Origin of the sequence: Virgibacillus siamensis, from assembly GCF_039522605.1 — a bacterium.
In the GTDB taxonomy this organism is placed as follows: Bacteria; Bacillota; Bacilli; order Bacillales; family Amphibacillaceae; genus Lentibacillus; species Lentibacillus siamensis.
This window is the reverse complement of the sequence record NZ_BAAADS010000008.1, coordinates 1-15,030: the sequence shown is the minus strand read 5'-3', so window position 1 is coordinate 15,030 and position 15,030 is coordinate 1. Positions and strand designations below refer to the sequence as shown.

Sequence of the window (15,030 nt, the reverse complement as noted above, 5' to 3'; positions counted from 1 at the left end):
GCGGTGAAAGTCAACATCGGTTCGTACTTTAAGGAAGGCCGACTAAAACCGGCCTTTGCGGCCAACGTCGACACACCCCTATGAAGGGGCGTGTTTCCTTTATCTCATTGCGGATTAAGGAAGATCGGCTAACTACGCCGCTTTGCGCGGCAACGCCGACCCACCCTGCATGGCAGGGCGCAGTTTGTACGTTGCTAAACGGGCGCTTACGCCTTTGTTCTACATGGAAACGTTGAAAAAATAATTAATTGTAAGCCCTTGCACTACATGTATATACAAGTTATACTGAATTTGCGGAACATGTATATACAAGTTGTAAAAAACACGACAACTAAAATTAGGGAGGAACTCCTATGGTTAATGGCCAGGAAAAAATTCTTGCACCACTGAGCGGGACAATCAAATCGTTGGAAGATGTTCCGGATCCCACATTTTCCCAAAAAATGATGGGTGATGGCTTAGCGATAGATCCAACAGATGGAAAAGTAATTGCTCCGCTGGACGGAGAAATTGTACAGATCTTCCCGACAAAGCATGCGGTCGGTATTCTTAGTGACGAGGGTACTGAAGTTCTCATTCATATTGGATTGGATACCGTTAACTTAGATGGGGAAGGCTTTGAAGCACATGTGAAACAGGGTGACAAAGTCAAAGCCGGTGATCCGCTCGTTACATTTGATGTGGAATTTGTACGTAAAAAAGCTGCTGGCGTAATTACTCCGGTTATCATTACAAACGGTGAGCAGGTTGGCTTTTTGGAAAAAACGAACGAAGCAATCGCTGTCGCAGGAGATACTGTTCTGCTTACGACAGAGAAACAGTCTGAATCTGAATCAGTCAAACAGAAGAAATCAGGGGCATCGGCAACGTCCGAGGCACCGTACAGTAGAGAAGCGAACGATATTGTACACGCGCTTGGCGGCGAGGAGAATATCAACGTAGCTACACACTGTGTCACACGACTTCGTTTCGCACTGGATGATGAAGATAAAGTGAACAAGGAATCCCTTGAAAACATGGATATAGTTAAAGGATCATTTTCGGCAAATGGACAATTCCAGGTTGTTATCGGGCAGGGAACCGTTGATAAAGTTTACGCCGCTATGGTAGATGAAACAAATATCGGTGAAGCATCAAAAGAAGATGTTAAAGCTGCCACTGGAAAAAAAAAGAATCCGCTGCAGCGCGGCATTAAAGTATTGGCTGATATTTTTATTCCAATCCTTCCGGCGATTGTAACTGCCGGTTTATTGATGGGTATTAATAATATTTTAGTTAATCCGGTATTTAGTGAACAGTCAATAATTGACATGTACCCGCAATGGGCAGGAGTAGCCAATATGATTATCATCATTGCAAATACCGCATTTACATTTTTACCGGCTTTAATTGGCTGGTCTGCTGTAAAACGGTTTGGCGGTAATGAGTTGCTTGGGGTTGTTATTGGCTTAATTATGGTACATCCTGATCTGCTGAATGCATGGTCATATGGTGATGCAGTTAAATCGGATGACATTCCTACATGGAACCTGTTTGGACTTGAAGTTGAAAAAATTGGCTATCAGGGGCAAGTACTGCCGGTGTTGTTTGCATCATGGGTACTAGCGAAAATTGAGATTTTCATGAAAAAGCGGGTTATGGATTCACTGCAACTGCTCATTGTAGCTCCAGTTGCATTACTGATAACAGGTTTCCTTACGTTTATTATCATTGGTCCCATCACATTTGCAATCGGAAATTGGATTACAGACGGTCTTGTAGCGATATTTGATCAGTTTGCACTTCTTGGTGGTCTGGTTTATGGAGCACTTTATGCACCAATGGTAATCACAGGTATGCACCATACTTTCCTTGCTGTTGATTTACAGTTAATTGGAAGTACGGGTTCAACATTTCTATGGCCTATTCTTGCACTTTCCAATATCGCACAAGGTGCAGCAGCATTTGCGATGATGCTTGTGGCGCGAGGGGAAAAATTAAAAGGCTTGGCAGGGACTTCAGGCCTTTCAGCATGGCTTGGTATTACCGAACCTGCGATGTTTGGTGTCAATCTGCAGTATAAATATCCATTTGTTGCGGCAATAATTGGTTCTTCTATAGCTGGTGCGTTCATTACCATGCAGCATGTTACAGCCGCGTCTATTGGTATTGGTGGTGTTCCGGGATTCTTATCTATTGAAAATGGAATGGTTTCATTCTTTATCGGTATGGGCATCGTTATTGTCATTCCATTTATCATTACATTTATTATAGCTAAACGGAAACTTTCCCAATAAATATCGAATTGGAATAAAGAGGTGAAAACAATGCAAGAAGCATGGTGGCAAAAAGCTGTCGTCTATCAGATTTATCCAAAAAGCTTCAACGATACGACAGGGAATGGTACTGGTGATATTCAGGGGATTATTCAAAAGCTGGATTATATCAAACAACTTGGTGTTGATGTGATCTGGCTGACCCCTGTCTATCAGTCACCGCAAAATGATAACGGATATGATATCAGTGACTATTATGATATTGAACCGGACTATGGCACGATGGAAGATTTTGAAAAGCTGTTGGCTGAAACCCATAAGCGTGATATGAAACTGATTATGGACCTTGTAATCAATCATACGTCCACCGAGCATCAATGGTTTAAGCAGGCATCAGCTTCCCGTGACAATCCATTTCGTGATTTTTACATCTGGAAGGACGGTCCCGGGCTTCCGAATAACTGGCAGTCCAAGTTTGGCGGGTCAGCATGGGAGCTGGATGAACAGACGAATCAGTACTATTTACATCTATTTGACCGTACCCAGGCTGATTTGAACTGGGAAAATGAACACGTGCGAGAAAAACTGTTTGACATGATGCGTTTCTGGGCTGAAAAAGGGATAGACGGATTCCGGCTGGATGTTATTAATCTGATATCCAAAAACCAGGATTTTCCCGAAGATGACAGTGGGGACGGCCGCAAATTTTATACCGATGGACCACGGATTCATGAATATTTGCATGAGATGAATCAGGCTGTTTTATCTAAGTATAACATGATGACAGTCGGCGAAATGTCATCGACAACATTGAAAAATTGCGTGCTATACACCCGTCCGGAACGCCAGGAGCTTGACATGACGTTTCAGTTTCATCATCTGAAAGTGGATTATGCCAATGGTGAAAAATGGACAAAAGCGCCATTTGACTTTATTGAATTAAGACGAATTTTATCCAATTGGCAAGTCGGCATGCATGAAAGCGGCGGATGGAATGCATTGTTCTGGTGCAACCATGACCAGCCGCGAGTAGTCTCACGGTTTGGTGACGATGGTACCTTTCATGATAAATCAGCAAAAATGCTGGCCGCAACATTGCATATGATGAAAGGGACGCCGTATATTTATCAGGGTGAAGAAATCGGCATGACGAATCCGGGCTTCCGGGATATCGGTGATTACCGGGATGTAGAGTCACAAAATGCCTTTAACATGATGCAGCAACAGGGAAAATCCGAAGAGGAAGCAATTGCCATTCTTCAGGAAAAATCCCGTGATAATGCGAGAACGCCAATGCAATGGTCGAACGGTAAAAATGCCGGTTTTACGTCAGGGACACCATGGATTCCGATTGCCGCAAATTATAAAACAATCAATGCGGAACATGCAGTGGAGAATTCAAATTCCATTTTTGCTTTTTACCAGAAGCTTGTCGCACTTCGCAAAGAATATGATATCATAACGTATGGAGACTATCAGCTGCTGCTGGAGGATGATGAGCGGATTTTTGCGTACACACGGAACTGGAATGGAGAGACATTGCTTATGGTGAGCAACTTTTATCCGGAAGAAACCGTTGCGCAGTTTTCATTTGAGGAAAATCGTGATGTCGACGTCTTAATATCCAATTATGCTGATACGGATCAACTGTCTGACGAAATACGGCTGCGGCCATTCGAGTCAATTGTATATCACCTAAAATAGCGGGGACTGGCGATGCAAAAATATTTAACTATTTATCATGATCTTGCCAAAAAAATTAAAGCAAATTACTGGCCGAAGTCAACGATGCTGCCATCGGAAAATGAGTTAACAGCAATGTACGAAACATCTCGTGAGACAATCCGGAAAGCGCTGAACTTGTTGGCACAGGAAGGATTTATTCAAAAGGTCCGCGGGAAAGGTTCGGTAATTATTGATGTTAATAAATTCGATTTTCCGGTTTCAGGGATTGTCAGTTTTAAGGAGCTGGCTGTCAATTTGAAGCAGGAAACACGTACAATTGTCAGTGAGCTGGAACAGGTGGAAGCGGATAAACAACTGCAGTCCAAACTGCATGTGGAAAAGGGTGAACAGGTTTGGAAAGTGGTGCGTGTCCGGGAGATTTCCGGGGAAAAAATTATTTTGGACAAAGACTATTTCAATTCGGTGTACGTTCCGGAATTAACCCAGGAGATTTGTGCAGACTCCATCTATCATTATCTGGAAAATGATTTGCAGCTGGACATCAGTTTTGCCCGAAAAGAAATCGTTGTGGAAGAACCGACTGACGAGGATCGTGAACTGCTTAATCTTGAGGGCTATTCCAACGTGGTTGTCATCAAAAGCAGGGTTTATCTGGACGACACCAGCCTGTTTCAATATACTGAATCACGGCACCGCCCGGATAAATTTCGGTTCGTGGACTTTGCCCGGCGGTAGATGGCGGGTACCGCCCGAATGTTGTCGGATTATCTATGTGGTGAGGTCGTTTTATTTTTTAATGAGGCGGCTTTTTCCTATACTGTGATTGAGGTGAGGTCCATGAGGCGCTTTTTGAAACGACTTCAATTTCTAATAAAATTTCACAAATCAATACCATTTATCAAAGATTTTTTCCGGTCAGCGGAAGTCAAATCCAGCAATAAATGGTTGTTTGCAATGCTTCTCATCGGATATATTACTTTTCCATTTGATATCATACCGGACTTTCTTATTTGGTTTGGGATTTTTGATGATATCACGGTCGCTGCCATTCTACTGCAATGGATGGTTAAAATTGCACCGGATTCGCTAAAAGCAAAACATCAGCTGTTTGACCAGGAAATTTAGGATGATATTAAATAGGTCACATAAACAAAAGTCGGAAGGAATGTCCCTCCGACTTTTATTACGGATTTTTTTCGTTTTTTTCATCGTGTCTATCATTTGGAATATACTTGGTATAGTATGTTGCGAAAATAAGGCTGATAAAAGCTAGACCCCAGGAAGCAATGCTGCTCCAATGTTGATTAATTTGGAGTCCTATTATCAATATAACTACACTCAGAATGATGAAAATTAATGTCAGATAACGCTTCATTGTTAACACTCCGGTCGAGATTTATGTCCATACTCCGGTTGGCGCATGATTATATTGCCATTCACGCCTTACATAATAGTTATAACATATTATAGCGGAATTGTTGAAGAATTATCTTATCAGGTTCCAGCAACATCCCTTTTTGCAAAAAATACCCAGGACAGCACTAAGAAGATAACATAGTAGACCGCCAGTACTGCGATGGAGAACCCAAGCGTCATGCCCTCAGCAGCGGTATTATTTGCATACTGCTGCAAGTTGGTATTTGCGAATAGAATAAATTTTGACCAATCATATTTGGCGAAAAACGTAACAATTGCGTTTCCGGTAAACATGAGGACAATTGCCAGCCCAATAGCCAATGCGCTCTGACGGAAAATCGCCGAAATCATAAACGCAAATGTCGCCATCATTAATAAGGTCACAAGCTGATAGCCGTACCCTTCAACAATCTTTTCCATAACAGATACGTGTACATATCCTTCACTTGTGTCCATGACAATATGCGGATCCATTCCATTAATACCAAAAAACAGTGCCCCGATAATCCATGAAAAAACAAGGACGAAAATCAGCGTGAACAATGCAAACAGTAATACGGAAACATATTTTGAAGCAAGAATTTTGGTACGGGAAATCGGTCTGATCAGCAGGAGCTTAATCGTTCCCCACCTGAATTCATCGGCAATAATCCCCGCTGCTATAATAATCGTAAACAGGCTTACCAGTGACAGCAAAAGTTCATTTTCCATTACAAACTGCCATGCATCATATGCTGCCGGCTGAATATCATTCTCCAGATAAAAGTTATTTTTTTCAATCTGGCCTTTATAGAAATTCTGCATCATATCCTCATTCTGGGCTTTTTCTTTCATGTCCGCATTTTCATCCTTCAGCACCTGCTGCCAATCATCAACTTGGTATTTTTCATTGGGAGCAGCAAAACTAGCAATGGCAGCCAGGCCGATAATAATAACTGCTGTCAATATGTACATGACCCATGTTGATTTACGGATATATAGTTTGATCTGCTCATTCATTAGCAGGTTCATAAAATTAGCCAATCGTATTCTCCCCTATCAAATCAAAAAATTTATCTTCCAGCGTTGTTTTGGAAATCGTCACCTGATAAACAAGTATATCGTGATTTACGAGTGACTTGACAATTTCTGGAATTTTTTCACGCTCAGAGCGAATGGCGATACCATCGTCCGTCATTGCGGCTTCAAGTGCGTAATCTGTCTGCAAAATTTCCAGTGCACGATCAGCAGGGGATACGTCCATTAAAATTTGTGCGGTGTCCTCCTGTTCCATCACTTCATGGACATCCTGAATTGCAATCATTTCACCATTTTTGATCAAGCCGATTCGATCACACATCTGTTCAACCTCTGATAACAAATGGCTGGAAATGATAATCGCCACATCTTCCTCCCGGGCCAGTTTGCGTATGTATTGACGAATTTCCCTGATTCCCGCTGGATCCAGTCCATTTGTCGGTTCATCCAGAATCAGCACCGACGGATTATGAAGCAATGCCTGAGCGATACCCAAACGCTGTCGCATCCCAAGGGAATATTTCTTTACTTTCTCTTTAATAGGTTTTTCAAGTCCAACTAGTTGAACAACTTCCTTGATGCGTTCTTTGGTTACTCCTGGTGTCATGCGGGCATAATGCTTCAAATTTTGCATCCCGCTCATGAATGGATACATTTCCGGGTTCTCGACAATTGCCCCGACTTCCTGCACTGCATCCTTAAAATCGGATTGAACACTATTACCAAGAATACGCACATCTCCATTGGAAATTTGCATTAACCCGACCATCATTCGAATTGTGGTTGTTTTACCGGCGCCATTCGGACCGATGAAGCCGAACACTTCCCCTTTATTGATGGAAAAGTTCAATCCCTTAATAATTTCTTTACTGCCGATGTTTTTCTTTAAATTGACCAAGTCCATTGCTGTTTCCGACATCAGGTTATTCCCCCTTAATTTCAATTCTCTGCCAGATATATACGTTGCACGGAACGGAGAAGTTTCATTTAACGACAGATTTGTGAAAAAATAAATGATACGATGGATATGGTCTTATTTTAAGTCGTCAGAGGGGATTCCTGCCTCACGAAATAAATAGCTTCTGATCCAGCAATTTCAGCACTTAATTGATATTCCAATCAAAAAGACACCCCGTGAAAGAGGTGTCTTCTGATTATCATATCCAATTAGTTTTCGCCTTTTGCTTCTTTTACGCGGGGCTTTCGGTAGCCGCCTTCGATGTCTGCATGTTTAAATTCTTTTGCGTAATGAACCTCCTGAGCATCTGTCAGTTGTTTATTCTTAGTTGGCTGGTATTGCGCTTTTCGCATTCATGACTTCCTTTCTATAAATAGATTTTCCGTCACATTTTATATTCCCGGTGTGAACTGTGTTAAACATGTCCTTTTTTATTACAATCGAATCAAGCTGCAGAGATGTGGCATGCTAAGCGGAAAATACGAACCTTCAGAGAAAAGTACGAAACTACAAAATGCCACTTTTCTTCCGGCATTTTCGATTATAAATAAAAGCAGTTAATTTTTCTATTTTCCAAAAGAATCAGATATAATAAAAGCAGTTACAATTACTTAAAGAGGTGAGGTTATGCGGGAAGTTGTTATCGTCGATGGCTGCCGGACTGCAGTTGGGCGAAGAAAAGGGACGTTCGCCGATTACCGGGCAGATGAACTTGCTGCAGTTGTATTGGAAGAGGTTGTGCAGCGGTCCAAAGTTGATAAAGCAGCAATTGAGGACGTTATTATGGGCTGTGTCACGCAGGTTGGGGAGCAGGCAGGCAATATTGCGCGAACAGCAGCATTAATTGCCGGATTTCCGATTGATGTTCCCGGTGTTACGATTGACCGGCAGTGCGGATCGAGTCAGCAGGCGGTTCATTTTGGTGCACAGGCTATAGCTGCCGGGGATATGGATATTGTTATAGCAGGTGGCGTGGAAAGTATGACACGGGCACCGATGTTTTCAAATGTGCAGGAAACAAAGCCAAGTGAAAAGCTGACAACCCGGTATGAAATCGTTAATCAGGGTGTGTCAGCGGAAAAAATTGCGGAGAGGTGGGGATTTACCCGTCAACAGCTGGATGAATTTTCACTACAAAGTCATCAGCGTGCCTTACAAGCTACTGAGGATGGAAGGTTTACAGAGGAAATTGTTCCGATCCAAACCAATGCGAGAGATGTTGTTCGGGTTGACGAAGGACCGAGAGCTGATACGACGATTGAGGCATTAGCGGAACTGAAAGCCGTTTTTAAAGAGGACGGCAAAATAACAGCCGGCAATGCAAGTCAAATGAGCGATGGGGCAAGTGCGGTGCTGCTGATGTCCGCAGAAAAGGCCGCTGCGCTAGGACTGAAGCCCAAAGCAAAAATAGTTGCCAGAACGGTTGTCGGATCAGACCCAACGCTAATGTTGACCGGTCCAATTCAGGCAACGAATAAAGTTTTGAAAAGAGCCGGATTGACGATTGCTGATATGGACCGGTACGAGGTCAACGAAGCATTTGCGCCGGTTCCAATGGCATGGCTGCAGGACATTGGAGCCGACCCGGAAAAATTGAATGTAAACGGCGGTGCGATTGCACTCGGGCATCCGTTGGGCGCAACCGGCACAAAACTATTAATCTCACTCGTTCAAGAACTGGAACGGTCAAATGGCAAATATGGATTGCTTGCTATATGCGAGGGCATGGGAACAGCCAACGCCACCATTATTGAACGCATTGAATAGAGAGAGGGAAGCTACTGTGATTCGGCTAGACGGCGCAATACGCATGCAGTCGAAATAGGGGCCTGCGAAACGTGCGAATTGCGCGTCAAGCGTGCGAAGTGGCTCATGAAACATGCGAACCGTCTGTCAAATGTGCGTAGGAGGAGGATTGTATGAGCAAGTATCGGTTTGAAACAGACGAACACGAGCTTTTTCGAACAACTATCCGGAAATTTTTGCAAAAGGAAGCAGAGCCGTACTACGAGCAATGGGAAGAGGACCGGATGATTCCGCTTGGATTTTGGAAAAGGATGGGCGAAATGGGTTTTCTCTGTCCGCATGTGGAAGAAACATATGGAGGATTGGGACTTGATTTCAGCTATTCGCTGATTATTTTGGAGGAATTGGAACGTATCGGCACGAGCTTAATTGGCATCGGACTTCACTCCGATATAGTAACACCTTACATTGAATCATACGGCACAAAAATCCAGAAAGAAAAATGGCTGCCGGGCTGTGTCACAGGCGATCATATAACAGCTGTTGCCATGACCGAACCGGGGACAGGATCAGACCTGGCCAACATCAAGACAACAGCTATACGTGATGGCGATCATTTTATCGTCAATGGTCAAAAAACGTTCATCACCAATGGGATTCGGGCGGATCTTATCCTCGTTGTTGTGAAAACAGATCCAGATGCAGAACTGAAGCACAAAGGGGTCAGCCTGTTAATGGTCGAAGGGGATTCACCTGGTTTTTCTCGCGGCAGAAAGTTGAATAAAGTTGGATTGCACGCGCAAGATACAGCCGAATTATATTTTGAGGATTTCCGTGTTCCAAAGGAGAATTTAATCGGTGAGGAAGGAAAAGGGTTTAGTTATTTAATGGAAAAATTGCAGCAGGAACGGCTTGTCGTGGCCATTTCCGGTCAGGTTGCCTCGGAAGATATGCTGGAAATGACACTGGAGTATGTGAAATCGCGAAAAGCTTTTGGCCGAACGATTGGATCGTTTCAAAATTCTCGGTTTAAACTGGCTGAAATTGCGACACAGGTTGAACTCGGCAGGACTTTCCTAGAGTCGCTGATTGAAGACCACATTGCTGGAAAGGATATTGTAACGAACGTATCAATGGCGAAATATTGGCTGACCGATACTGCTAAACAGATTGCCAATGAATGCATGCAGCTGCACGGAGGGTATGGCTATATGGAAGAATACAAGATTGCCAGACGTTTTCGTGATACTCCAGTAGCAGCAATTTACGCAGGGTCAAATGAAATCATGAAATCAATTATCGCGAAAAATAAGGGATTATAAGTTTTAACTTGCACACGCTAAAAGGCGATTTGCGTATAATCGAGCAACCGAAACGGTATGAGGAGTTTTTGTATGAAGCTTTTTATCAAATTAATCATTATGGTAAAGGGGACGTTTCCATTTATTATAGTTTGATTAAGGTTTTATACAAAATTGCCATGATCAGTGACCAGAAAATTCAACATAAAATATGGAATTTTAACTACTATGTTGTTGACGAAATTGAATGGGATGCCCTACATGAATTAGATAGGCAGCACTTAATGTCGATATATGAAAAACTTTGCGAATGTTGCAGGGTGTAATTTATCATAATGTGATATGATGGGGAAAAAGTAAAGGAGCAGCTGTCTATGAAGCCTGGAAAGGTAGTTTGCTTTTTATTATTGATGATATGTTGTACATTATTTGCATGTTCAGATGAAACAACAGACAAAAATGCATCCAATCATGAAATTATAAAATTAGAGGAAAAGAAAAAACCCGAATCCGTTCATAAAGAAATTACGATGACCGCGATAGGGGATATGTTGATTCATGACAGTGTATATGAAGATGCCAAGGTTGAAAAGGGATATGATTTCAGTCCAATGCTTGGTCATGTCAAGCCATATTTGAAAAACTCCACCATTACGATGGCGAATCAGGAAACAATGATTGGCGGAGTGGAACTAGGGCTGTCATCCTATCCGACGTTCAACAGTCCATATGCGGTCGGGGATGCATTAAAAGATGCCGGGGTGGATGTTGTTACATTGGCAAATAATCATACACTGGATGGCGGTAATGAAGCAATTCAAAGTGCTATCAGGCATTGGGAAAATATTGATATGATGTATACCGGTGCATATAAAAACGAAGCGGACAGTAATAAATTACGGGTCTATCATACGGATGAAGGCATCTCGGTCGGTTTTCTGGCGTATACCTATGGCACAAACGGAATTCCGGTGCCAGATGGAAAAAATTATCTGGTTAATCTGATTGACCGGGGATTAATGCAGACAGATATTCAAAAAGCCAAAAAGCAGGCGGACATTGTTGTATTGAGTCTTCACTTTGGCGATCAGTATACACGCCTGCCGAATGATGAACAAAAGGCGCTTGTGCAATTTGCTGCTGACCAGGGTGTCGATGTTGTGATTGGACACCACCCCCATGTTCTGCAGCCGGTTGACTGGGTGAAAGGTGTGAACGGTAATAAAACGCTTGTTGCGTATTCACTTGGAAATTTCCTTTCCGGGCAGGATGAGTTCTACCGGCGAATTGGCGGGATTTTTAAGTTTTCCGTTCAAAAAACGATTAACGGCGATAAGGAATCGATCGAAATAACGTCACCCAAATTCATGCCAACTTTTGTGAATTACGACCATTTTTCCGATTTTGAAGTGATTCCAATGTTCCAGCTGACAAACGAAGAACTTCCAAACGCTAAGCAACATTACAAAGAGATCAAGCAGCATATGTCACAGTGGATGCCGGGCCTAAAGTTTATTGAGAAATAAATCGGGTGCAAGATGTTTTTCCAAAAAATTCATAAGCCTAATTTCGCTTTCAAAAGAAAGGGAATTAGGCTTCCACAGTGAACAAAACAATCTGGGAAAGTTTACAGGAGTTTTCGTTTTTTCGTAAAGTTTTGAAGACGTTTTTTACATTTCCCAATATTCTTCTGGTGGTCAATCCATTCCGTTATGGTGTGACCCCGCTTTTCCAAATTTTTGAGTTCTTCCCTTGCCTTATAGAGGTCCTCTTTTAAGTAATCGATCGTATTTTTCATTTAATAAGTACCCCCTAACTTTCTTTCTAACATCATTATACGTTGTGTATGATACATAATTGAAAACTTTTTACGTATGGTTTGGAAATGATTTTAACCCTTTTCCTATTTCGTCAGGCGGTACCGGTGAAATAAAAGGAAATCAGATACTTCTTCGGTATATTGTTCTGATCTGTTAACTGATGTCCGAATGTAAATCAACATTTTTTCATAGTAGTACAGATTTTCTTCCGTCAACTGTTTTCGCTTTTCATTATTCAGCTGAACGGTATGCATTGTTCATTTCCCCCTTATGGATAAACTTTTTCTATAAATCACACGCATAATTTGATATGATAACGATATGCTTTTACAAAGAAGACTGTTAGAGGAGACTATTAAACATGGAATGGAAGAATATTTATCGCGGATTGATTATGGGGACAAGCGACGTCATTCCGGGAGTGAGTGGCGGAACGATTGCTGTTCTGCTCGGAATCTATGAGCGATTAATTGCAGCCATTGACAAACTGACAAGCAAGGATTGGAAAAAACAGCTCGGATTTCTGATTCCGCTTGGCATTGGTGTTGGCACTGCGATACTGTTGTTGAGCCATGTAATAAGCTGGCTGTTTGAACATTATCCTGGACCGACGAAATTTTTCTTTCTCGGCCTGATTATCGGGGTATTGCCTTATTTGTTTCATAAGTCAGATGCGAAAAATACATTTAATGCAAAACACATTGTTATATTACTGGTTGGAGCTGTAGTAGTTGGTTCGTTGATGATTTTTCAGACAAGTGAAGGAGCACCTATCGAGAACATCACAACATCAACCTACATATTGCTGTTTTTCTCCGGGATGATTGCCAGCAGTGCCATGATTCTGCCGGGGATAAGTGGATCGTTTATGCTGTATGTGATTGGTGTGTATACAACGGTAATTGGCGCGGTTGAAAATATGCAACTGGATATTATTGCGGTGACTGGAGCAGGAATTGTGATTGGGCTCGTAGTCATGACGAAAATCATTAATTATTTTCTGAATCAATATTATACCGGCACTTTCGCCTTGATTATCGGCATGGTGATTGGTTCTGTTTTTGTCGTGTTTCCTGGCTGGCCAGGGGACATATCCGCAATGATTCTTAGTGTAGTAACGTTCGCACTTGGACTTGCGGCAGCGTATTTACTTGGAAAAGTCGAGTATGAATAAGCATCCTGCAGGACAATATTATCCATACGCGATACAATAAATATAGAAACTATTCGTGAGGTGATAGCAGAATGAAACATATAGATACCGAAGAACAATTCAATGATATTATCCAGTCTGACAAACCTGTTATTGTAAAGTTTTTCGCCGATTGGTGCCCGGACTGCAAGCGAATGAACATGTTTATTGACGGGGTAATTGATGAATTTAATAACTATGACTGGTATGAGGTCAATAGTGATGAAATTGATGGTCTGGCACAAAAATATGAAGTAATGGGTATTCCGAGCATCCTGTTGTTCCAAAACGGTGAAAAGATTGCCCATCAACACAGTGCAGATACAAAAACACCCGAGTCTGTGAGTGAATTCCTTCATCAGCAATTAGCATAAAGTTAGTGAATCACCCTCTCCATGAGGGTGATTATTTTTGGACAAAATGTGGAATGAAAGCTTTAAAGGGGACATGCTCAATGGACAAGTTATTTTCACAGTTCGCACTGCTGCGTGGTATGGGGGAAAGGTTGCCTACTGGCTTATGGCCAAAGAAAATAAAGCAATTAACAAATGGACGATTGATTTCCCCACTATTCAGCATGGAGAGCATGTACTGGAAATCGGCTTTGGTTCCGGAAAGGCAATGAAATATATACTGGAGCAAAGGATGCGTACTGCTTACAGGGCTGGACCCGTCCGGAGTAATGGTACACAAGTCCTTTCACAGGTTAAACAAACATTTGACTAACGAACAAGTACGGCTTATTGAAGGCTATGCGAATGATTTACCTGTATTGCTGAAAAAATTGGATAAAGTACTTGTCATCAACAATGTTACGTTCTGGGAGCAACCTGTTGGTACACTCGAAAAAATTAGGATTCAAATGAAGGCAGGCGGTAAAATAGCCCTGACAATCAGGCCGCATGAAAAAGGTGCAACCGATGACACGATCGATTTAATCGGTGGGCAGCTTTCGCCATTATTGGCAAACGCCGGTTTTACCGATGTTGAATTTTTTATAAAGCCGACAAATCCATGTAATATAGTGTGCGCGCTAGGGACGAAATAAGAATGAGCATTCCGCATTGGAATGCTCATCTTATTTTCAGCATGCGTTATGCATTAACGGTATAATTAAAGAAACGCCCATGTCAGTGAAAATGGGAAAACATAGGATTAACCATCCGATGATGATGAGCAACAGTGCCAGAACTTAGAAAATGTTCTGCGGCCTAGTTTAAACGTAAATAGCAACTTTACCAAATCATCTCTTATTACTGCAATTGCGGCTGTGAATAGCAATTGACTATTTTAAAGGAAAGTCTGATAATTTATAAAAGGGTTTGATTGTGACAATTCAATAACGGGCCATATTGTGGGTGCGAAACGTTCCTGACTCAAATGAAATGTGGTCACACAATTTTGGTAAAGGTCAGGCAGTTTAATTTAATATTACTGAAGGGTTATGTCGAGGAGTCGAATGAAGAGGTAACGCTCTGAAAGGCTCTCCCTACGTCGAATAGCACGCTTTTTAGTAAGAAATATTGTGTTATAAGCTCGGCCAATAGGCGTGAGAATTTACCGTAACTGATGCTAGAATAAAAATCGGACAACCCAAATAGAGAGATTTCCTAGTTTAGTATAATATAATTAAACTAGG

At 42.0% G+C, this 15,030-nt stretch carries 16 protein-coding genes; 11 read left to right on the top strand and 5 right to left on the bottom strand.

Annotated features, from left to right (window positions below; all coding sequences use genetic code 11):
- Window positions 1–353: 353 nt before the first annotated feature.
- The 4 genes from treP (at window position 354) to ABD010_RS06125 (ending at window position 5,066) form a co-directional block, all read left to right on the top strand.
- Window positions 354–2,276, top strand: coding sequence for a PTS system trehalose-specific EIIBC component (gene treP / locus ABD010_RS06140; RefSeq protein WP_343811231.1), 1,923 nt, complete (start codon window positions 354–356; stop codon window positions 2,274–2,276).
- Between the two features lie 30 nt (window positions 2,277–2,306).
- Window positions 2,307–3,959 carry an alpha,alpha-phosphotrehalase gene (gene treC, locus ABD010_RS06135; RefSeq protein ID WP_343811229.1) on the top strand — a complete coding sequence of 551 codons (1,653 nt, stop codon included), beginning with the start codon at window positions 2,307–2,309 and terminating at the stop codon, window positions 3,957–3,959.
- Window positions 3,960–3,971: 12 nt separating this feature from the next.
- Window positions 3,972–4,676, top strand: coding sequence for a trehalose operon repressor (gene treR / locus ABD010_RS06130; protein ID WP_343811227.1), 705 nt, complete (start codon window positions 3,972–3,974; stop codon window positions 4,674–4,676).
- Window positions 4,677–4,790: 114 nt separating this feature from the next.
- On the top strand, window positions 4,791–5,066 hold the full coding sequence (locus tag ABD010_RS06125) for a YkvA family protein (protein WP_343811225.1): 276 nt from the start codon (window positions 4,791–4,793) through the stop codon (window positions 5,064–5,066).
- Between the two features lie 369 nt (window positions 5,067–5,435).
- On the opposite strand, the gene ABD010_RS06120 is transcribed toward ABD010_RS06125, so the two are convergent.
- The 3 genes from ABD010_RS06120 to ABD010_RS06110 all read right to left on the bottom strand — a co-directional run bounded on the left by ABD010_RS06120 (window position 5,436) and on the right by ABD010_RS06110 (window position 7,685).
- On the bottom strand, window positions 5,436–6,380 hold the full coding sequence (locus tag ABD010_RS06120) for an ABC transporter permease (RefSeq protein WP_343811223.1): 945 nt from the start codon (window positions 6,378–6,380) through the stop codon (window positions 5,436–5,438).
- Window positions 6,373–7,293 carry an ABC transporter ATP-binding protein gene (locus ABD010_RS06115; RefSeq protein WP_343811221.1) on the bottom strand — a complete coding sequence of 307 codons (921 nt, stop codon included), beginning with the start codon at window positions 7,291–7,293 and terminating at the stop codon, window positions 6,373–6,375. The genes ABD010_RS06120 and ABD010_RS06115 overlap by 8 nt, the downstream gene beginning before the upstream one ends.
- A gap of 248 nt (window positions 7,294–7,541) precedes the next feature.
- Window positions 7,542–7,685, bottom strand: coding sequence for a YfhE family protein (locus ABD010_RS06110; protein WP_343811219.1), 144 nt, complete (start codon window positions 7,683–7,685; stop codon window positions 7,542–7,544).
- Window positions 7,686–7,959: 274 nt separating this feature from the next.
- Here ABD010_RS06110 and ABD010_RS06105 point away from each other — a divergent pair, with 274 nt between their 5' ends.
- From ABD010_RS06105 to ABD010_RS06095, 3 genes are all read left to right on the top strand, one after another.
- The gene (locus tag ABD010_RS06105; RefSeq protein ID WP_343811217.1) at window positions 7,960–9,099 is read left to right on the top strand and encodes a thiolase family protein; all 1,140 of its coding nucleotides are present in this window, start codon (window positions 7,960–7,962) and stop codon (window positions 9,097–9,099) included.
- Window positions 9,100–9,251: 152 nt separating this feature from the next.
- Window positions 9,252–10,400, top strand: a complete 1,149-nt coding sequence (locus ABD010_RS06100) for an acyl-CoA dehydrogenase family protein (RefSeq protein ID WP_343811215.1) — start codon at window positions 9,252–9,254, stop codon at window positions 10,398–10,400.
- A 353-nt stretch (window positions 10,401–10,753) separates the two neighbouring features.
- The gene (locus tag ABD010_RS06095) at window positions 10,754–11,905 is read left to right on the top strand and encodes a CapA family protein (RefSeq protein WP_343811213.1); all 1,152 of its coding nucleotides are present in this window, start codon (window positions 10,754–10,756) and stop codon (window positions 11,903–11,905) included.
- Window positions 11,906–12,006: 101 nt separating this feature from the next.
- Here the strand turns inward: ABD010_RS06095 and ABD010_RS06090 are convergent, their stop codons facing one another.
- Both ABD010_RS06090 and ABD010_RS06085 read right to left on the bottom strand, forming a co-directional pair.
- The gene (locus tag ABD010_RS06090; RefSeq protein WP_343811212.1) at window positions 12,007–12,177 is read right to left on the bottom strand and encodes a hypothetical protein; all 171 of its coding nucleotides are present in this window, start codon (window positions 12,175–12,177) and stop codon (window positions 12,007–12,009) included.
- Window positions 12,178–12,282: 105 nt separating this feature from the next.
- On the bottom strand, window positions 12,283–12,453 hold the full coding sequence (locus ABD010_RS06085; protein ID WP_390350910.1) for a hypothetical protein: 171 nt from the start codon (window positions 12,451–12,453) through the stop codon (window positions 12,283–12,285).
- Window positions 12,454–12,560: 107 nt separating this feature from the next.
- Between ABD010_RS06085 and ABD010_RS06080 the strand changes: the two genes are divergently transcribed.
- From ABD010_RS06080 to ABD010_RS06065, 4 genes are all read left to right on the top strand, one after another.
- Window positions 12,561–13,373: a DUF368 domain-containing protein gene (locus ABD010_RS06080; protein WP_343811210.1), complete on the top strand. Its 813-nt coding sequence runs from the start codon at window positions 12,561–12,563 to the stop codon at window positions 13,371–13,373.
- Between the two features lie 71 nt (window positions 13,374–13,444).
- Complete coding sequence (locus tag ABD010_RS06075) at window positions 13,445–13,765, top strand: thioredoxin family protein (RefSeq protein WP_343811208.1); 321 nt, start codon at window positions 13,445–13,447, stop codon at window positions 13,763–13,765.
- Between the two features lie 37 nt (window positions 13,766–13,802).
- A complete protein-coding gene (locus ABD010_RS06070; RefSeq protein WP_343811207.1) occupies window positions 13,803–14,117 on the top strand; it encodes a hypothetical protein in 315 nt (104 codons plus the stop codon).
- The gene (locus ABD010_RS06065) at window positions 14,074–14,439 is read left to right on the top strand and encodes a hypothetical protein (RefSeq protein ID WP_343811205.1); all 366 of its coding nucleotides are present in this window, start codon (window positions 14,074–14,076) and stop codon (window positions 14,437–14,439) included. The genes ABD010_RS06070 and ABD010_RS06065 overlap by 44 nt, the downstream gene beginning before the upstream one ends.
- Window positions 14,440–15,030 lie beyond the last annotated feature (591 nt).